The organism is Thermovibrio ammonificans HB-1 (genome assembly GCF_000185805.1).
In the GTDB taxonomy this organism is placed as follows: Bacteria; Aquificota; Aquificia; order Desulfurobacteriales; family Desulfurobacteriaceae; genus Thermovibrio; species Thermovibrio ammonificans.
Genome location: NC_014926.1, coordinates 815806 through 832172, shown reverse-complemented (window position 1 = coordinate 832172; position 16367 = coordinate 815806). Strand labels below are relative to the sequence as shown.

General features: G+C 49.1%; 14 protein-coding genes. 6 read left to right on the top strand and 8 right to left on the bottom strand.

All coding sequences use genetic code 11. The features are described 5' to 3' along the window. Positions 1-3 precede the first annotated feature (3 nt). From cas10 to cas6, 6 genes are read left to right on the top strand one after another with little or no spacing between them, the layout of a single operon-like run. Positions 4-2442: a type III-A CRISPR-associated protein Cas10/Csm1 gene (gene cas10, locus THEAM_RS04400; protein ID WP_013537625.1), complete on the top strand. Its 2439-nt coding sequence runs from the start codon at positions 4-6 to the stop codon at positions 2440-2442. Continuing rightward, a complete protein-coding gene (csm2, locus tag THEAM_RS04395; protein ID WP_013537624.1) occupies positions 2426-2878 on the top strand; it encodes a type III-A CRISPR-associated protein Csm2 in 453 nt (150 codons plus the stop codon). The genes cas10 and csm2 overlap by 17 nt, the downstream gene beginning before the upstream one ends. A 23-nt stretch (positions 2879-2901) precedes the next feature. After that, the gene (gene csm3, locus THEAM_RS04390; RefSeq protein ID WP_013537623.1) at positions 2902-3612 is read left to right on the top strand and encodes a type III-A CRISPR-associated RAMP protein Csm3; all 711 of its coding nucleotides are present in this window, start codon (positions 2902-2904) and stop codon (positions 3610-3612) included. Between the two features lie 10 nt (positions 3613-3622). Continuing rightward, entirely contained in the window at positions 3623-4567 is a 945-nt protein-coding gene (csm4, locus tag THEAM_RS04385) for a type III-A CRISPR-associated RAMP protein Csm4 (RefSeq protein WP_013537622.1), read from the top strand. Between the two features lie 13 nt (positions 4568-4580). Then, positions 4581-5801 (top strand): type III-A CRISPR-associated RAMP protein Csm5, encoded by a 1221-nt coding sequence (gene csm5, locus THEAM_RS04380; protein ID WP_013537621.1) that lies wholly within the window; start codon positions 4581-4583, stop codon positions 5799-5801. After that, complete coding sequence (cas6, locus tag THEAM_RS09450) at positions 5791-6618, top strand: CRISPR-associated endoribonuclease Cas6 (RefSeq protein ID WP_013537620.1); 828 nt, start codon at positions 5791-5793, stop codon at positions 6616-6618. The genes csm5 and cas6 overlap by 11 nt, the downstream gene beginning before the upstream one ends. On the opposite strand, the gene THEAM_RS04370 is transcribed toward cas6, so the two are convergent. Genes THEAM_RS04370 through THEAM_RS04335 form a run of 8 tightly spaced genes read right to left on the bottom strand, consistent with a single transcriptional unit; the run spans position 6535 to position 16327 of the window. Then, positions 6535-7620 carry an ABC transporter permease gene (locus THEAM_RS04370; protein ID WP_013537619.1) on the bottom strand — a complete coding sequence of 362 codons (1086 nt, stop codon included), beginning with the start codon at positions 7618-7620 and terminating at the stop codon, positions 6535-6537. The genes cas6 and THEAM_RS04370 overlap by 84 nt on opposite strands. Continuing rightward, entirely contained in the window at positions 7617-8723 is a 1107-nt protein-coding gene (locus THEAM_RS04365; RefSeq protein ID WP_013537618.1) for an ABC transporter permease, read from the bottom strand. Before THEAM_RS04365 ends, THEAM_RS04370 begins: the two co-directional genes overlap by 4 nt. Continuing rightward, entirely contained in the window at positions 8720-10561 is a 1842-nt protein-coding gene (locus THEAM_RS04360; protein ID WP_013537617.1) for an ATP-binding cassette domain-containing protein, read from the bottom strand. The genes THEAM_RS04365 and THEAM_RS04360 overlap by 4 nt, the downstream gene beginning before the upstream one ends. After that, the gene (locus THEAM_RS04355) at positions 10558-11724 is read right to left on the bottom strand and encodes an HlyD family secretion protein (RefSeq protein WP_013537616.1); all 1167 of its coding nucleotides are present in this window, start codon (positions 11722-11724) and stop codon (positions 10558-10560) included. The genes THEAM_RS04360 and THEAM_RS04355 overlap by 4 nt, the downstream gene beginning before the upstream one ends. Further along, positions 11721-13010: a TolC family protein gene (locus tag THEAM_RS04350; protein WP_013537615.1), complete on the bottom strand. Its 1290-nt coding sequence runs from the start codon at positions 13008-13010 to the stop codon at positions 11721-11723. Before THEAM_RS04350 ends, THEAM_RS04355 begins: the two co-directional genes overlap by 4 nt. Beyond that, the gene (locus tag THEAM_RS04345; RefSeq protein WP_013537614.1) at positions 12964-14520 is read right to left on the bottom strand and encodes a DHA2 family efflux MFS transporter permease subunit; all 1557 of its coding nucleotides are present in this window, start codon (positions 14518-14520) and stop codon (positions 12964-12966) included. Before THEAM_RS04345 ends, THEAM_RS04350 begins: the two co-directional genes overlap by 47 nt. After that, on the bottom strand, positions 14517-15779 hold the full coding sequence (locus tag THEAM_RS04340) for an HlyD family secretion protein (protein ID WP_013537613.1): 1263 nt from the start codon (positions 15777-15779) through the stop codon (positions 14517-14519). Before THEAM_RS04340 ends, THEAM_RS04345 begins: the two co-directional genes overlap by 4 nt. Beyond that, positions 15776-16327, bottom strand: a complete 552-nt coding sequence (locus tag THEAM_RS04335; protein WP_013537612.1) for a TetR/AcrR family transcriptional regulator — start codon at positions 16325-16327, stop codon at positions 15776-15778. The genes THEAM_RS04340 and THEAM_RS04335 overlap by 4 nt, the downstream gene beginning before the upstream one ends. Positions 16328-16367 lie beyond the last annotated feature (40 nt).

Below are 16367 nucleotides of genomic sequence, written 5' to 3'. Positions count from 1 at the left end.
CGTATGGACGGGGGTAAAAAAGAACAACAGCTCCTTTCGATATACGCACTGTTGAAAGCTCCGCTTGAAGCTCTGGGGAAGTTACTCGAGGCTGAAACAGCAGAAGCTCAAGAGTTTCGGGAAAATCTAGAGGAATTTCTCAAAAAGTGCGGATTAAACCGTAACCACAATGAGTTAAAGAAATTTAAAAATCGGGTAGAAGAGGTTATAAAAGCCTTAAAACTTGAGTCGAAGCCAAATGAAGTTAAGCCGGCTCAAACAGTATTTTCTCAAATCCGTTTGGAAGATAGTAGTTCGAAAGAAGAGTCCCAAAATGGGATAAAACTCTACAAACTTGAAAAACTTTTTACAAATAAAAAAGGTGAGCTAAAACTATTAGACGAAATCACCCATTCAGGAAACAAAGTAGAGAATGCTGAAGTAGACGAATACCTAAACAGACTGCTCAGAGGAGCAGCTGAAGACTTAAAAAAAGCCTCATCAGACCTGCAAGAGCTTAAAGGGCAACTTCCCAAGGATAATGAAGAGCTTCTCTTCAATATAGCTTTCGAAACACTAAAAAGGCTAATAGTTGAGTGGTTCTGGTGTTTATCAGACGGTAACCCAAAGATATCAATTGCAGACAAAGCCATAACATTGGCAGCGGCAGTAACCGCAGCCGAGGCCTCCAACGGAAATAGGCTTCTCCTTACAAGCGTAGACTTCTCCGGTATACAGAGCTTCATTTTCCAACAGTACAGAGAAACTAAGAAAGGGGCAGCAAAAATCCTGCGCGCCCGTTCATTCTTCATATCTCTTGCCCTTGAAGCAGTTGTGAAAGAGATACTCGAAGCTTTCGGTGTAAACCGTTCCTGTATTCTGCTAAACGGCGGAGGAAAGGCCTTACTGCTCCTACCGGTTAAAGGAAAAGTTGAGGAGGCCAAGGATAAACTACTGAACATCCGAAACGAAATAAAGAGCAAGCTAATCGAGACCTTTTACGGTGAAATAAAGATAAAAATTGCGGCAATCGATATTACGCTCAATGAGCTTAGCGAAGAGCACTTTAAGCAGACCGTACGAAGGCTATCTAAAGAGGAGAACAGAGAGAGGTTTAAGCTCTTTGACTTAGATGACTTTGACTCTTTGAACGAGAAGCTCAACAGAGTATACGAAGAACAGCTCCTTCAAGGACTAAACGACTCAACAGTATGCAAAGTGTGCGGAAAGCGCAGAGGCTCCGAAACGCTTGACGATGGCGAAACAACAGTTTGTAAGCTATGTAAAACTCTAATAGAAAAGGGGAAAGAACTTCCAAAAGCTGCAGGAATACTCGTCAAACTCTCAGGGTCGAAATTCCAACCGTTACCAGAGCTCTACTTCATAAAAGAGAAAAAGGGCGGCTGGGAAATAACGGGGAAGCCCGACAGAGCAGACCTACTCTTCTTCTTTACTCCCGAAGTATATCTTCCCCTGAAACCGGCCGAGAACCACATTCCTACATGTGCAGAGAGAGAGGAAATCGAAGAGAAACTGGAAGAACTTATAACAGAAAGCTGTGAAGATGAAGCCTGCAGCAAGAGCAAAAATGAGATTAAATCCCTGTGCCAGATAGCCCACAGCGCTCTCGAGCTGGAAGACAACAAAGCGGTAGGCAAACCCTTCTTGGCAGTCATAAAAGCCGATGTAGACCGCCTCGGTCTTATATTCTCTACAGGTTTTGGAGAAAACTACTCTCTCCCCCAAATGGCCGGATTAAGTCGGATGTTGGAACTCTTCTTCAGCCACAAAGTTAAGGAACTGGTAAAAGAGAAATACCCGAATATCTACAGTGTTTTCTCTGGAGGAGACGACCTCTTTCTACTTGCACCTTGGCGCCAGGGTATAGAGTTCACAAAAACCTTTTTAGAGGCATTCCAGAAATTTACTCAAAACCCCCAGCTTACAGTCTCGGTGGGAATAGCAGTTCAAAACTACAACCTCCCGATTTATACGCTGGCAGAACAAGGCGAATCAGCCCTTGAAAAGGCAAAGGAGGAGAGAAACAGCGTAACGCTCTTTAACGTAAGGCTACCGTTAAAAGGTAATGGAGAGAAAAACCTATTCGAGGAGATTCTTAACATCGCCGAAGAAATCCTCGGCTGGATAAAAGAGGGGAAGCTATCAATTGCAACTATTTATAAACTACTTGCCATATCGGAGCTTGCAAACTCGATACACAAGAACTTTGAGAGTAAGAGAGAAAAAGAGCTTCTTAAATCTCTAATGTGGAGGCCTTATCTCAGGTATACAATTACAAGGAATATTGAAGATAAGGAGGTTGCAGAGGAAATATTCAATAAGTTCGAAAGCTGGATAAAAGAATACTCAGAAACCACCGAAACGGAAAACAAAGAGAACATGCTCTACCCGGCATTTGCAATAGCAATTTACAGGAGGAGACGCTATGAGCCGAGAAAATAGAAGATCTCCGGAGAAGAAGGAAATCTCTGTTGAATTTGTAAAAACTTTCATTAAACTCGATATAAAAACGAAGGAAGGGGCTCAAAAAGCGCGGAGAATCATCCAGGAGGAGCTCCAAAGTTTTGCAAAAGCGCTAAGAGAGTCAAATAGAAATATGAAGTTCACACAAATAAGAAAACACTATAACTATTTGCTTACCATATACAGAGAAACAGAGAGAAAAGGCGAAAACTACTTTTACACTCAGGGACAGTTGAAGCTAGGAATGGGTAAAGTTTTTGCTATTTACGACGAAGCTCGGAAAAACATAACTAGAGAGTTTAAAGAGTTTTTAGTGAAGCTCTTCACGAACATAGAAACCCCTGAAGAACTTGGAAGGGGAAAAGTGCTCTTTGAAGCCCTAGTAGGATACTGCAAAGGATTGTTTACAGATTAAAACCGGCGATGAAGGAGGAGAATATGTCAGAAAGAGTTCAACTAAAGAAGATTTTACGACTGAAAATAAAAATCAAAATAGAAACCGGTCTCCATATAGGAGCCGGCAACGACGAGATAAAGATAGGTGGTATGGACAACCCAGTAATCAAAGATTCAGAAGGGAATCCCTACATCCCCGGCTCCTCAATAAAGGGAAGGATGAGGATGCTATTAGAGCTCGCATCGGGGTTGGTAACCGATGAAGGGGAACTTGAATATAAAAAACTCTCCGAGCTGAAAAATAAACTTGGACTAACAGAAAAAGAGTTTAAAGAAGGGTTAAACATATTAAAACTCTTCGGAAGCTCAGGGTCAGACAAGTTCAACCAGAAAGAGTTCGGCAAGGTGAAGATAACGAGGGCCCTCTTTAAAGATGCATTCCTTGAAGGAAAAGATGAAGGAAAAGAAGTCACGGAGGAGAAAGCTGAAGTCAAAATAAACAGGATAACGGGAACGGGCGAAAATCCAAGACACACAGAGCGGATTATAAGAGGGACAGAGTTTAAAGGAGAGATACTCTTAAGAGTATTTAGTGAAGACGACGAAGAAGAGCTCAAAAGTATGATAAGGAAAGGTTTAGAGCTTATAGAGATTAACGGGCTGGGAGGTTCAACCTCAAGAGGATACGGCTTTGTAAAAATAGAAGGAAAAGACAATTGGGAAGAGGTATTTTCTGTAGATAACGGCAAGTAAAGGTGGAGAAATGGTACAGTATATATACCTTGACTTTACTTTAAAACCGGATGTTTTCTCATCCGTTCCTCTATCTGATACCATTTTTGGGGAGTTCTGCTGGCTCTACAGGTTTATACATGGAGAAAGAAAGCTCAAAGAGCTACTTAACAGTGAGGAGCCTCCTGTAGCCTTCTCAAACTTTATGCCCCAAGGAGCGGTCCCCGTTCCAAAAGCTCCATTAACCTTGACGATTTTTGATATAGAGAGTTACAGTCTTGCAAAGAAGTTTAAAAAAATTCCCTTCGTAAGAGAAGAACTCCTAAAAAAAGCAGCAAAAGGAGTTTCCGATCCCATCACACTTAATAACCGTCTCTTTGAACACTTTAAAAAGTCTGTAAAACTGGAGAATAAAACAGAAGAGGACTTTCCGAAGCTCGTAAAGAACAAAACCTCAAGACAGAGAGTAAAAGTAGCGAGAATAAGCTCTCTGGAAGAGGGAGGTCTTTTCAACCAGAATGAGCTATTCCTTAATGAAAAAGTGAGATTGATAGTAGCGGTTCATTCATCACTCAAAGAGGAAATCAAAGAAATAGTTAGATTAATGGGAGAAATAGGTATTGGGCAGAAAAAAAGCCTAGGATATGGATCATTTAAAGTAGTTTCCGTTGAATATTGGAAGAACGAACTTTCAGAAAATGCCGAAAACTGGTTTATCTCGCTCTCTACCGGCCTTCCTAGAAAGGAGGAAATAGAGGATGGATTCGCAGACTTTGGCGTTAAATATCCAAAACACGGTCCGGAAATCAGTGCTTACGGCTACACAGTTGTGTTTAAGAAACCGGTCATATTCTCCCGAGCCGGAAGCGTGTTCAAAGGTAAAGTTAAAAAGCCGGTATACGGTTCTTTACTTGAAGGGAAGTCTGTAATTCCCGAACACAAACACCCTAGTTTTATAGTTCCATTATTTATATAAAGGAGAAACACCCATGAGGATAAAAAATGAATTAAAAAAAATTAAATTAAAAATAACAATTGCCTCACCCGTATGCATCTCAAGCGGAGAGAGCTATGGTATCCTCGACTACACGCTGAAGGGAAATAAAATACTCGTTATAGACTACGATAAGTTTTTTGAAAAACTCTCCCTACAAGAGAAAGAAGAATTCAAGAAAATAATTAAGACAACCGACTCAAGAGTTATATGGAAAGTAAGAGCTTTTCTAAACAAAGTAGTAACCAGAGAAATCGCAAAAGACGAAATAGATATAACAGATAAAGCAAAGGAAAGGATAGAGGAAAGCCTGAAAGAGGAGAGGAAATCGCTACGCAAACTGAAAATAGAGAAGATATTTAAAACAGCAAATACTCCTTGTATTCCAGGATCTTCATTAAAAGGTGCAATAAGAACAGCTATTCTCGACAGATTGTTAGAAGAACTCCTTAAAAGCGGGCAAAAAAAACAATGGATAGATGAAGTAATTAAAAAAATTAACAAGGCTATTAACCTAATAACAAACGGAGAGAAGGAGGAAAAGAAAGCAGGATTCCGAGAACTTAAGTTAATAGAAAGAGAGTTAGAAGCCCAACTACTCTGCTTCTTAAACAAAGAAAGAAAAAAACAGCTCTCCAAGTTCTTAAAAAAAGAACCTTCCCCAACTGCAATCGATCCGTTTAGACTACTAAAGGTAACAGACTTCCTACCGGTATGTAACTTAAAAAGAAAAGTGAGAGCATTAGAAAGAGGTCAGATACCTCCTGTCTTGGCAGAATTTGTAGACGAAGGCTCATTTGAGGGCTACATAATTGTGGATGAGGGTTTACTAAAAAGCCTATTTAAAGAGCTCTTTAGATGTAATCTGGAGCAGTTTTCTACTACAGAGTGGATAATTGAAAGCATTAGGAAGCACTACGGTTTTGTGTTTAAAAAGGAAAAGGAGCTTCTAAACGATAAAACGCCGTTCAGGATAACGGGAAAAGCAAAAGAATATGTCATTAGATACAATACAGAAGTGGGAAAGAAAAGACTTTCTCTTATTAAACTCGGTAAGTTCTCTGGAGCGCTTTCAAAAACATTCAAGTTCGAGGAGCTAAGGAAGATATACGACCAAAAAGCAAAGACTTACAAGCCAGAACCGAAAACGGTATGGGTAACCGAAGAGACTGAAACTCCAGGCTGGTGCTTTTTAGAGATAGAAGATGCCGATTAAGATATTCGCATACGTAGAGATAGAGGAGGAGCTTCCCACCCGAGAGCTTAAACCCAAACATATTCACGGTCTCTTCTTCCAAATGATAGGGGAGGAAACCGGCGAGTTTTTCCACAAAGGTGCCGTAAAGCCATTCACATTATTCTGCAGAGAGCTGTTTAAAGAGAAAGAGACAACAAGGAAACTCCACCTTGAGATAAACGTCCTCAAACCCGAGCTGTTCGGCCCCATAGCAAAGGAGCTGACCTTAAACGCCTTTAAAAGAGAACTAAAAGTTGGAGGGAAAAGGGCAGATTTCACCGGATTTAAGGTTACAGAGGCCGAGAGCTACAAGGAGCTGATGAAGCTCCCCCCGGAGAAGGACTTCACCCTTCAGTTCAAATCCCCAACCTCTTTCAAACGGGGAAACTACGACTACCCGTTACCCGACCCTACACTGATTGTAAAGAGCCTTACAAGAAAGTGGAACACATTCTCACCGGATAAAGTCCCGGTGGAAGTGGCCAAAAAGCTCGGGAACTCCCTCGTTCCCTCCGGGTGCTGGATAAAAACACAGAAAGTAGAACTCTCCGACAGGGCAAAAATCACCGGGTTTAGGGGGCGGGTTTTCCTGTACCTACCGGAGGAAGAAAGGGAGATAAAGCGCTGGGCAAACGCCCTCTTCAACTTTGCAAAGTACGCAGGGGTAGGAAGGAAAACCACGATGGGTTTCGGGAAAGTAGGCCTTGTAAAGCTACCTGCGTCGCTTGAGGATAACGGTTCCCAAGCCAAAGAGGCCAATTCCCTGGAGGAGCAGAACAAACAGCTCCCGCTTTAAGCTCCAGACAGAGAGTCCCTTAATGGCAATAGAGAACGCACCGTTCACGTAGTACTTAAGAGGAGAAAGAACCGAAAGCCACTGCAAAACCCGAGGCATTGCGTCTATGGGAGTCCAGTTACCCGACAGGTAGAGAATCGGAATCAAAATTAAAATGGTCAGCTGAGAGACCTGAAGCATATTCTCCGAAACCGCCGCAATGAACATGGAAAGGCCGGTAGCGGCAAAGGTGTAAACGGCAGTAAGGAGGAGAAAGTCCCAGTAAGAGCCTGCAAATTTTACACCTACAAGGTGCTTAACGGTAAACAAAAGGGCAAAAGCCGTAAAAAGCAGAACGACTATTCCCATAGAGACTGCCTTTGCAGCCACAAAGAGCTCCGGCTTTAAAGGTGACACAATCACCATCTCTATGTTTCCCCGCTCTTTTTCAAGAACCACCGCCGAGGCGGGAAGCAAAAGGAGGAAGAGGGTTATCATGGTCAGAAGTTCCGAGTAGGCCATAAAGAGGCGGCTTGAACAGCTCTGGTTGTAGAAAACCCTGGGTTCCACTTCTACAAAAGGTTTATAGAGAGAAGCCGTAAGGAAGTTAAGTATTATGCGGGTAGCATAGGCGGAAAAGAGGTAGCTGGAGCTGAGCTCCGCCCCGTTTACAAAGAGGGCTACCTCCGTTTTCCTCCCGCTGAGAAGGTCCCTTTCGAAATCGGGAGGGAAAACAACAACCCCAACGGCTCTATCCGATAGGAGAACTTCGTCTACCTGGGAGTCGTTGAGCAGGTATCCCCTGAAGTTGAAGTAGTAGGGAGGGAAGCGGGATATGAGTTCCCTTGAGGTGTGAGAAAGGTCCCTGTCGAGGGCGTAAAAGGGGGCCTTTTTAAGGGTGAGGTCTATGCCGTTTGCTGCCAAGTAGATGTCGAGAGTAAAGGCATAAACGGCAAAGAGGAGTAACCCCCTGTTCCTGAGGAACTGAACAATCTCTTTATAAAGGAGAACCAAATAGCTCACCGCTCCCTCTTCTTAAAGGTTAAGTAAGTGGCCCCGAAGAGGATGGAAAATGCAGCCAGTAGGGCCGACAGCTGCGGCCAGAGCCGGGAGAGGCCCACTCCTTTAAAGAAAACGCCTTTAAGGAACTTTAAGTAGTAAAAGGCCGGAACCAGGTGAGAGGTAACAACTGCACTTTCACCCATGGAGAAGAGGGGGGTAAGGTAACCCGAGTAGAGGATAGAAGGCACTATGGTGAGGACGGTAGTGCCTATAAAAGCGGCCGCCTGGGAGTTGAAAAAGTTTGACATAAAAAGGCCGAAAGCCGTAGCAACGAACAGGTAAAGCAGAGTACCCACTATAAGGAGGAAAAGACTCCCCTTTGGGTAAACGCCAAAGATAAAGAGAACCATACCCAAGCAGATTAAGGCGTTGGGAATCGATATCGAAAAGCCGGCAAGGAGCTTCCCCACCAAAAATTCCCCTTTAGTAATCGGAGCGGTGTAAGCGTTGTATATGGAGCCCGACTCCTTCTCTTTAACTATCAGCAGCGCAGCAAAAACGGCCGGGGATATCATGAGCACAACGGCCAGAGTTCCAACCGCAACAACCCTATCCTGGTTTAGAGATTCGTTAAACCAGTAACGGGGCTTTACCTCAACCGGCAGGGAGCTGTGGCTCCGTGAAAGGTTAAAGGCGGCAACGGCCGCTTCAACGTAACTCTTAACAACTTCGGCCCTGTAGGGGAAAGTGCCGTCTATGAGTGCTTGAAACTCGGCCCTCTTCTTCTCTAAGGCCTCTTTTTCGAACTTAGGAGGGAAAACGAGAACGAGCATAACCTTTCCGGAGTTAAGGAGCTTGTCGGCATCCGAGTAGGAGACAACACTCCCCTTAAAGGTGAAGTACTCCCTGTTTGAGACAAACTGCCAGGTGACTTCCCTTGAGAGGCGGGAGTTATCCTGGTCGAGAACGGCAAAGGGGACCTTTTTAACGTCGAGCTTCAACCCGAAGCCGAAAACGAGCATCATAGAAACGGGAACGAGGAAAAGTGTCAGAAGGGAAATCGGGTCTCTGAGAAGCTCCCGAACCTCCTTCTTCACAATAGCAGCAACCCGAGAAATCCTCATCTTCCCGCCTTAAAAACGAAAACGTCTTCCATAGTAACGGCAGAGGGTTTTAAAGAGTAAGGCTCTATCCCTAAGGAGCGTATCTTTTCGGGAGTAACCTTCTCTGCAGAAAAAAACTTCACCTTACGGCCGTAAAGGGTTGCCCGGTAACCGGCGGCAACAAGCCGCTCTTCGGCCTCAAAGGGGTCTTTACATGAAAGCAGAAAGGGTTTTCCAAGCTCCCTCTCCACTTCCTGCTCAAGCTCCTCAGGTGAACCGAGGGCAACAAGCTCTCCCCTGCTCATAAGGGCCACCCGGTCGCAGTACTCCGCCTCGTCCATGTAGTGGGTGGTCACAATGGCCGTAACGCCGAACCGGCGCGATAGCAGCCTTATGGCCTGCCAAAAGGCATCCCTCTCGGCAGGGTCCACCCCGGAAGTTGGCTCGTCGAGGAAGAGGACCGAAGGCGAGTGTAAAAGGGCAGACAGAAGCGATACCCTCTGTTTTACCCCTAAGGGCAGGTTCTCCACAAGCTCGCCCAGGTAATCATCGAGGCCGAAGTAAGAGGCGGTCTTCTCAACGAGGGCTTTAACTACCTTGGGGGCAAGCCCGTAGGCGTTTCCCCAGTAAACGAGATTCTCGAAAACGGTTAAGTCGGAGTAGAGGGAGAATTTCTGAGAGGTGTAGCCCACAAGCCTCTTTATTTTACTCGGCTCGGAGCTTCCAGCAACCACAATCCTGCCGGCATTGGGCCTGTAGAGGCCGAGAATCGTCTTTATCAGGGTAGTTTTACCGGCACCGTTGGGCCCCAAAAGGCCGAATATCTCCCCCCTCTTAACCGTGAAGGAAACCCCTTTAACAGCAGTAAAAGAGCCGAACTTCTTCACCACGGAGTCAACAACAACCGCCTCTTCCGGGATTTCAGCAGAGGGTTTAAAGTCGTCCGGGATTTCCACCCTCTTCAGCCCCACCTTCTCAACAAACAGGTCTTCAAGAGTTGGTTCAACCTCCCTAAGCTCAACGTTAAGGCCCCTCAGCCCCTCTTCTACCCTCTCCTTAGGGGCCGTAAACCGCAAACGCCCCCTTTTCAGTCTGGGGTTGTTCGAGAAGCTCCAAACCACGCTGTAGGCCTTTTCTACGTCGGGACCCCGAGCTTCAAAAACGGGATAGCGGGTTTTGACCACCCGCTCCGGTTCCCCGGAGACTACGGCCTCTCCCCTGTTCATGAGGAGGAGCGCCGTTCCCCTCTCCGCCTCGTCGAGGTAGGAGGTTGAGAGGAGAATGGTCATGCCGTCTCGGTTGTAGCGGTAGAGGAGCCTCCATATCTCCCTGCGAGAGATAGGGTCTACGCCGGTTGTGGGCTCATCGAGGATGAGGAGCTCCGGCCGGTGAAGAAGAACGCAGGCAAGCGATAACTTCTGCATCATACCGCCGGACAGGTGACCCGCAAGGCGCCCTTTAAAGGGTTCAAGGCCGGTGACTTTAAGGAGAAGCTCTATACGCTCCTCCCTCTCTTTCTTAGAAAGGCCGTAAAGTTCGGCAAAGAGCCTGAGGTTCTCCAGAACCGAAAGCCGCTTGTAAAGGTTGTGCCCCAAGCCTTGGGGCATGAAAGAGAGCCTCTCTCTTATCCTGCTGAAAGCCCTATCGTTGTTGGGGTCAACTCCGAAGGTTCTCAAACTCCCGCCGTTGTAAGTTAAAACTCCGGCAACGGCCTTCAAAGTGGAGGACTTACCGGCTCCGTCGGGCCCTATAAAGATGAAAACGGCCCCTTTAGGAACTGCAAAAGAGAGGCCGTTCACGGCAACCACTCTTCCCTTACGGTAGGTTATGTAGAGCTCCCTGGCCTCTACAACGTTCACTTTCTCTCCAGGTAAACGTAACAGTCTGTAGGCATACCCGGCTTAAGGAGGTGGCGGGGGTTCTCAAGGAGCCTCAGCTTAACTCTAAAGACCTCTTTTACCCGTTCCTCCTTAGTTTGAACCTCCTTGGGGGTAAACTCCGCCTTTGTTGCAACGTAGGTAACAACAACGGGGAACTTTTTACCGGGGTAGGAGTCGACAACAACGTAACCCCTCTGGCCAAGGTGAATGAGGCCTATTTCCTTCTCCGGAACGAAGCCCTCAAAGTAGAGCCTGTTAAGGTTGTAGATGACAAAGAGGGGCCTCCCGGGAGCTACAACCTCCCCAGGCTCAACGAGCTTCTCCGCAACAACCCCGTTAACGGGGGAGCGGATAACCATATCCGAAAGCATCGCCTTAACCCGCTCAACTACAGCTTTAGCCGAAGCGGCTTTGTGTCTGTAACCCTTTGCCTCGGCCAAGGCGGCCTTGAGCCTTTCAAGCAAAGAGGCGAGCTCCTTCTTTAAGGAGGCAACCTCTTTCCAGCGGGTCCGAGAGAGCTTCACTTTCTCCCGTGCAGCGGCAAGCTGAGACTTCAGAGCCTCTATCTTGCCCTCAACGGCCCTTAAAGAGGCTTTGGCGTTCTCGTAGGCAACTTTCGCCTGTTCGTAGCGGCTCTGGGAGATAACCCGCCGCCTGTAAAGGGCCTCAAAGCGTTTATAGTCCCTTTCCGCTTTCCAGAAAGTTGCCGCAAGGGAGCTCTTCTGGGCCTCAAGGGCGTGAAGCTCCCCTTCAAGAGCTTCAACCTCTTTCTCGGCAGAGCTGGTTTGAAGGGGAACAGCGGAAGTGAGCTCCGAGATGCGCTCCCTCAGAGAGTCTGCCTGCCTCTCCAGGGCCGCCACCTCTTGCTCCTTGGCCCTCCACGCAGAAAGAGCAGCCTTGTAGGCCGCCTCCGCCTCCTTCAAACGGGCGTTAAGCTCTTTTGAATCAAGCTCTGCAAGGGGTTGCCCCTTCTCAACGGAGTCCCCCTCGTCGCACATGAGCTTCACAACCTTCCCGGGGTATTTGCTCTCAACCAGGTAAGGGTCCCCCTCTATCCGGCCGTTAAGGTAAAGGGTGGTCTTCTGTTCAGAACCGCAGGAAAAGAAAAACAACAGCGCAGAGAAGAGGAAAAAGAGCCTCACCGCTCACCTCCTCCGGCACCAACGGCCCACCTGAGGGCCGCAAGGGCCGTTTCGTAGTCGGCAAGGGCCGAAACAAGCGAACTCCTGGCCCTCTGTAGGTAAGCTATGGCGTCAACCACCTCGGTAGAGGTGCCAACGTGTTCCCTGTAGCGCTCCCTGGAGTCGCGGAGAAGCTCCCTGGCCTCCTCAACCATCTTCTTAGCAACGTCGAGCTGCTTCCTCGCGCTGTTAAACTCGGTGTAGGCCGAAACCACCTGAAGCCTCACCTCCTCTTTTGCCCTTTCAAGGGAGAGGCGGGCCTTATCGATTTGGAGTCTGGCCTTTTCAAGCTCCAGGAAACGCCTACCTCCCTCAAAGAGGGGGAACCGGAAAGTTACGGCAACCGCAGTTGAGCTAAAGGGGGAAAGCCCCGGGTACTGAGATGTCCTTTGGTAGGAGATTCCCAAGAGGAGCTCAGGCATGAAAGAGGAGACGGCAAGCCGCTCCCCCGAGCGGGCCGCACCTTCGGCGGCCTTAAGGGCCTTAAGGAGGGGGCGCTGCCTGTAGGCCCTCTGTATAAGCTCCTCAAGGGGAGGCAAGCTCACAGGGGTCGCCCTTAAACAGCCGGAAAGGGGAGGCAGCTTACCGGCACCGACAACGGTTCTGAGCTGCTCCCTGGCCACTTCAACAAGGCCCTTCGCCTTCACAACCTGCTGTTTAGCCTCCTCCAGCTTTACCTGAGCTTCAAGGAGGTCTCTCCTTGCCACTATACCTTCATCGTAGAAGGCCTTCACAACTGCGTAGTGAGCCTTAGCGGCCCGAAGGGTTGCCTCTGCAACGTTGAGCATGGCCCTTGCCTTCAGGTAGTTGTAGTAACTCCTCTTTACCCGATAGGCAACCCTGTTTAAAACCTCAAGGAGGGTGTAGTAGGAGGCCCTCTCCTGAAAACTCCTGAGCTTCACCGAGTTTGAAACTCTACCTCCTGTAAAAAGGGGCTGAACGGCCTCAACCTTAAACTGGTAGAAACTCTTGTTGAAGAGGGAAAAGCCGGAAGGCGGCAAGCCCGGAAGGGAGAAGGTGTAAGTGGGAACAGAGTTCAAGTAGTTCCTGGAGTAGGAGAGCTCCACCTTCGGGAAGTACCCCGTTACCGCCTCTTTAAACTCAACCGAGGATATCTTCAGCTCGGTTTTGGCCTTCTGAACCTCCTTGTTAGAGGAGAAGGCCAAGTAGATGAGCCTGTCGAGCTCTCCGGCCCGGGAGCTAACCGTCAGAAGGCTTAAAATTAAGGCTATCAACACCGCTCTCACCGCTTTCCTCCACGAAGAGGGCTGGTATTAAAGTTAAAACCCCGCAAACGAGGGCGAAGAAGAAGGCATCTCCGAAGGAGTGCCAGAAGGCGTGCAGGGAAAAGAGCTTCGCAAGCACCCCCTTGGCCTGCTCCGAGGCAATCTGGGGAACCGAGGAGCAGTCGTAAAGGAAGTGCTCCTTCCACCTGTTCAGGAAGTAAACAACCTGCGGTGCTTGGGGGGAAACCTCCTGGGTAAGGTGAACGAAGTGCTTCGGCTGGGAGGAGACCAAAATGTAGGTGGAGACCGCAGTCCCCACACTGCCCCCGACCAGCCTTAAAAGGTTCTGAAGGCCGGAGGCCTGGCGGAGAAGCTCTCCTTTCAAAGAGCCCAAGGAGACCTGAGAGAGGGCGGGGAAGAAGAAGCCCATCCCGGCTCCCCAGGGAAGCAGGTAGAGAACAACCTCCGATTTACTCATGTCGAGGTCGAGGGCGGTCTGCAGGTAAGTTCCGAAGGTGAAAATGAGGACGCCGATTACTATTGAGGTCCGTTTACTCAGGAGCTTCCTGTCTATAAGGAATCCCACAACCATACTCACAAGGCCGGTGGCCATAGAGGGCCAGAAGAGAATCTCCCCCGCTGTTATGGTCGGAAAGCCCCGGAGCTTCTCAAGGTAAAGGGGCAGTAGAAAGTAGGAGGCGTAAACCCCCATACCGAAGAGGGTTAGGGAGATAACCGGGTAGCGGAAGAAGGGAAACTTGAAAATCCTCAGCTCTACAAGGGGGTTTTCGGTTCTCAGCTCGTAGAACACAAAGAGCACAAGGGAAATGAAGAAGAAGTAAAGGAGGGATACAACCTTCATCGAGTCCCAACCCCAGCTGTTGCCCTTGGAGAGGGCAACAATGAGGGAGGTCAGGGAGGCGGCAAGGAGCAGCAGACCCGGAATATCAAGGGGTTTATCGCTTCTGTGGAGGTGGCGGTCGTCCTCCATAAACAGGGTGAGCAGGTAAACAACAAGAACCCCGGGAAGGAGGTTAACGTAGAATATCCAGCGCCAGCTCAGGTGTTCGGTTATGTAGCCCCCGAGGGTGGGACCCAGCGACGGCCCGAAAGTTGCTCCCAGGGCAAAGAGCCCCATTGCCACCCCCCGTTTCTCGGGAGGGAAGAGCTCAAAAAGAAGCGTCATCGTCATGGGAACCGCAAGGCCCTCACCCACCCCTTGGAGGGTCCTTGCGAAAATCATAAAATCGAGGTTCGGGGCAAGGCCGCACAGGGCACTCATAGCCGTAAAGAGGGCTATCCCCAAAAGGTAGGTGTTCCTGTGGCCGATTCTGCCCCCGAGCCAACCTACAACCGGCATCGAAACGGCCGAGGCGACCATGTAAGAGGTTATAACCCACTGGATATCGTCGGGCTCTACCTCGAAGGCGCTCATCATATGGGGGAGGGCAATGTCCACTATGGTGGTGTCCAGAAGGGTCATAAACATACCGGCAACTATTAAGCCACCGAGGAAGAAGACCCTCTTCATCGCTTCCTCAGGTAAACGGTAACGTTGGTTCCGGGCTTTACACACTCAAGGGGAACGTTAAACACCTTTATCTTTACGGGAACCCTCTGAACAACCCTTGTGTACTCCCCTTGGGAGGTATCCCGGGGTATCAGGGCAAAAACGGAGCCTGCAGACCTACCTACCGCAACAACGCGGGCTTTGAAGCTCCTTCCGCAGGTCTCAAGCTCAACCCTTCCTTCGGTCCCATTGCGGATAAAGCGAACCTTATCCTCATCTATCCAGGCAAGAACGTAAAAGGAAGAGGGGTCGTAAACGGAGAAAACGGGAAGCCCCGGAGAGGTAAAGTCTCCCACCTCCTTCCAGCGCTTTGCCACAAAACCGCTCACCGGAGACCTAACGAGGGTGTGGGAAAGGAGCAGCTTAACCTGGGCCTCCTGGGCAACAAGAGCCTTTCTGCGGGCAAGGAGCTCCTTCAGCAGGGCACGGGTCTCCTCTATCTGCTTCAAAGAGGCTTCAGAGGCTTTGAGCCTCTGCCCATAGGCTACAACCTTTGCCCGGACCGCCTTCAAACGGGCTTCAAGGGCTTTAACCTGCTCTTTTAGGGCCTCCGCCTTTTTAAGGGAAGAGTCGGCTTGAACGAGCCTCGACTCTGCAGCCCTGTAAGCGGAAAGGGCCTTGTAGTAAGCGGCTTTAACGTCTTCAAACTGCTGAAGCGATATGACCCGCCTTTCGTAGAGGGCCCTGTAGCGCTCCAGCCGGCGCCTCCACCTCTCCAAGTCCACCTTTGCAGCTTCAAGGGCCGAGCGGGCTGCGGGAACCGCAGCTTGTGCCTGGGCAAGGGTTGCCCTGTAGTTGGCCTCTGCCTCAGAAAGCTGCCTCCCAAGGGCAGAAACAGAGGCTTTAGCCCCCGAAAGAGCCGCTTCGGCCTCGCCGACGGAGGCGGGAAGCTGAACCTGAAGGCGGGATAGCCTGAGCTTCGCCGCCTCTATCTGGGCATCAACGGCCTTCAGCTGGGCCTCAACCTGGCGGAGCCTCTCCCTGTAGGAAGAGTCGTCAACCTTAAAAAGGGGTTGCCCCTTAGATACCCTCTGAAACTCCTTAACGTAGAGCTTCACTATTTTTCCCGAAACATCTTCGGTAGATACGGCCGTAAAGTTGGCAGACTGAAAAGCGTTATCGGTAACAACAAACCTGTAGTGGAGGTAGAGGAAGTAACCGAACCAGGCAGTCACGGTAAGAACGGCAACGAGCCCCAAAAGGGTGAAAAGTCGCCTCAACGCTCACCTCCGACGAAAAGGGAAACGAGCTCCTCTACAAAGGCCCGAAGCTCTCCATCGGAGAGCCTCTTTCCTCCGAAGAGCTCCTCAGAAAGGAAGAGACTGAACAGTGAACCGTGAAAAATCCGTGGAAGAGGAGAAGAGGGCGGAACCGAGAGAACCCGGGCTATCAGAGAGTCGAGCCGGTTCACAAAATCCCTGTAAACGCAGGTAACAGAGTCGGTGGTAGAGTGGCTGGGGGCCTCCGAGAGGAGTATCCGTATGAGCCTCTCGTTATTTCTGAGAGAGCCGTAGAGGGAGAGGGCTACGCGGGTGAGAAGCTCTCTGGAAGGAGGCTTCCCACCCTCAACAAGGGACTCAATATCCAGAACGGAAGAGTAACGTTCAAGGACCTCCCTGAAGAGCCTCTCCTTACTGCCGAAAATCCTGAAAAGGGTCACCTCGGAGAAACCGGCCCTCTCGGCAATCTCCCTGGTTGTGGCCCCCCTGTACCCCTTCTCGGAGAAGAGCTGATACGCAATCTCCAGTATCCTGTCGCGAGCCTTCAAGGGACCCCCAGGTAAGTAAGCACTTACCTGAGAGTATAAC

What these genes read in the sequence shown, in the direction of transcription:
- THEAM_RS04345 (WP_013537614.1), bottom strand. Translation starts at nt 14,520, where the DNA reads ATGAAGAGGGTCTTCTTCCTCGGTGGCTTAATAGTTGCCGGTATGTTT.
- csm2 (WP_013537624.1), top strand. Translation starts at nt 2,426, where the DNA reads ATGAGCCGAGAAAATAGAAGATCTCCGGAGAAGAAGGAAATCTCTGTT.
- cas6 (WP_013537620.1), top strand. Translation starts at nt 5,791, where the DNA reads ATGCCGATTAAGATATTCGCATACGTAGAGATAGAGGAGGAGCTTCCC.
- csm4 (WP_013537622.1), top strand. Translation starts at nt 3,623, where the DNA reads ATGGTACAGTATATATACCTTGACTTTACTTTAAAACCGGATGTTTTC.
- cas10 (WP_013537625.1), top strand. Translation starts at nt 4, where the DNA reads ATGGACGGGGGTAAAAAAGAACAACAGCTCCTTTCGATATACGCACTG.
- THEAM_RS04365 (WP_013537618.1), bottom strand. Translation starts at nt 8,723, where the DNA reads ATGAGGATTTCTCGGGTTGCTGCTATTGTGAAGAAGGAGGTTCGGGAG.
- csm3 (WP_013537623.1), top strand. Translation starts at nt 2,902, where the DNA reads ATGTCAGAAAGAGTTCAACTAAAGAAGATTTTACGACTGAAAATAAAA.
- csm5 (WP_013537621.1), top strand. Translation starts at nt 4,581, where the DNA reads ATGAGGATAAAAAATGAATTAAAAAAAATTAAATTAAAAATAACAATT.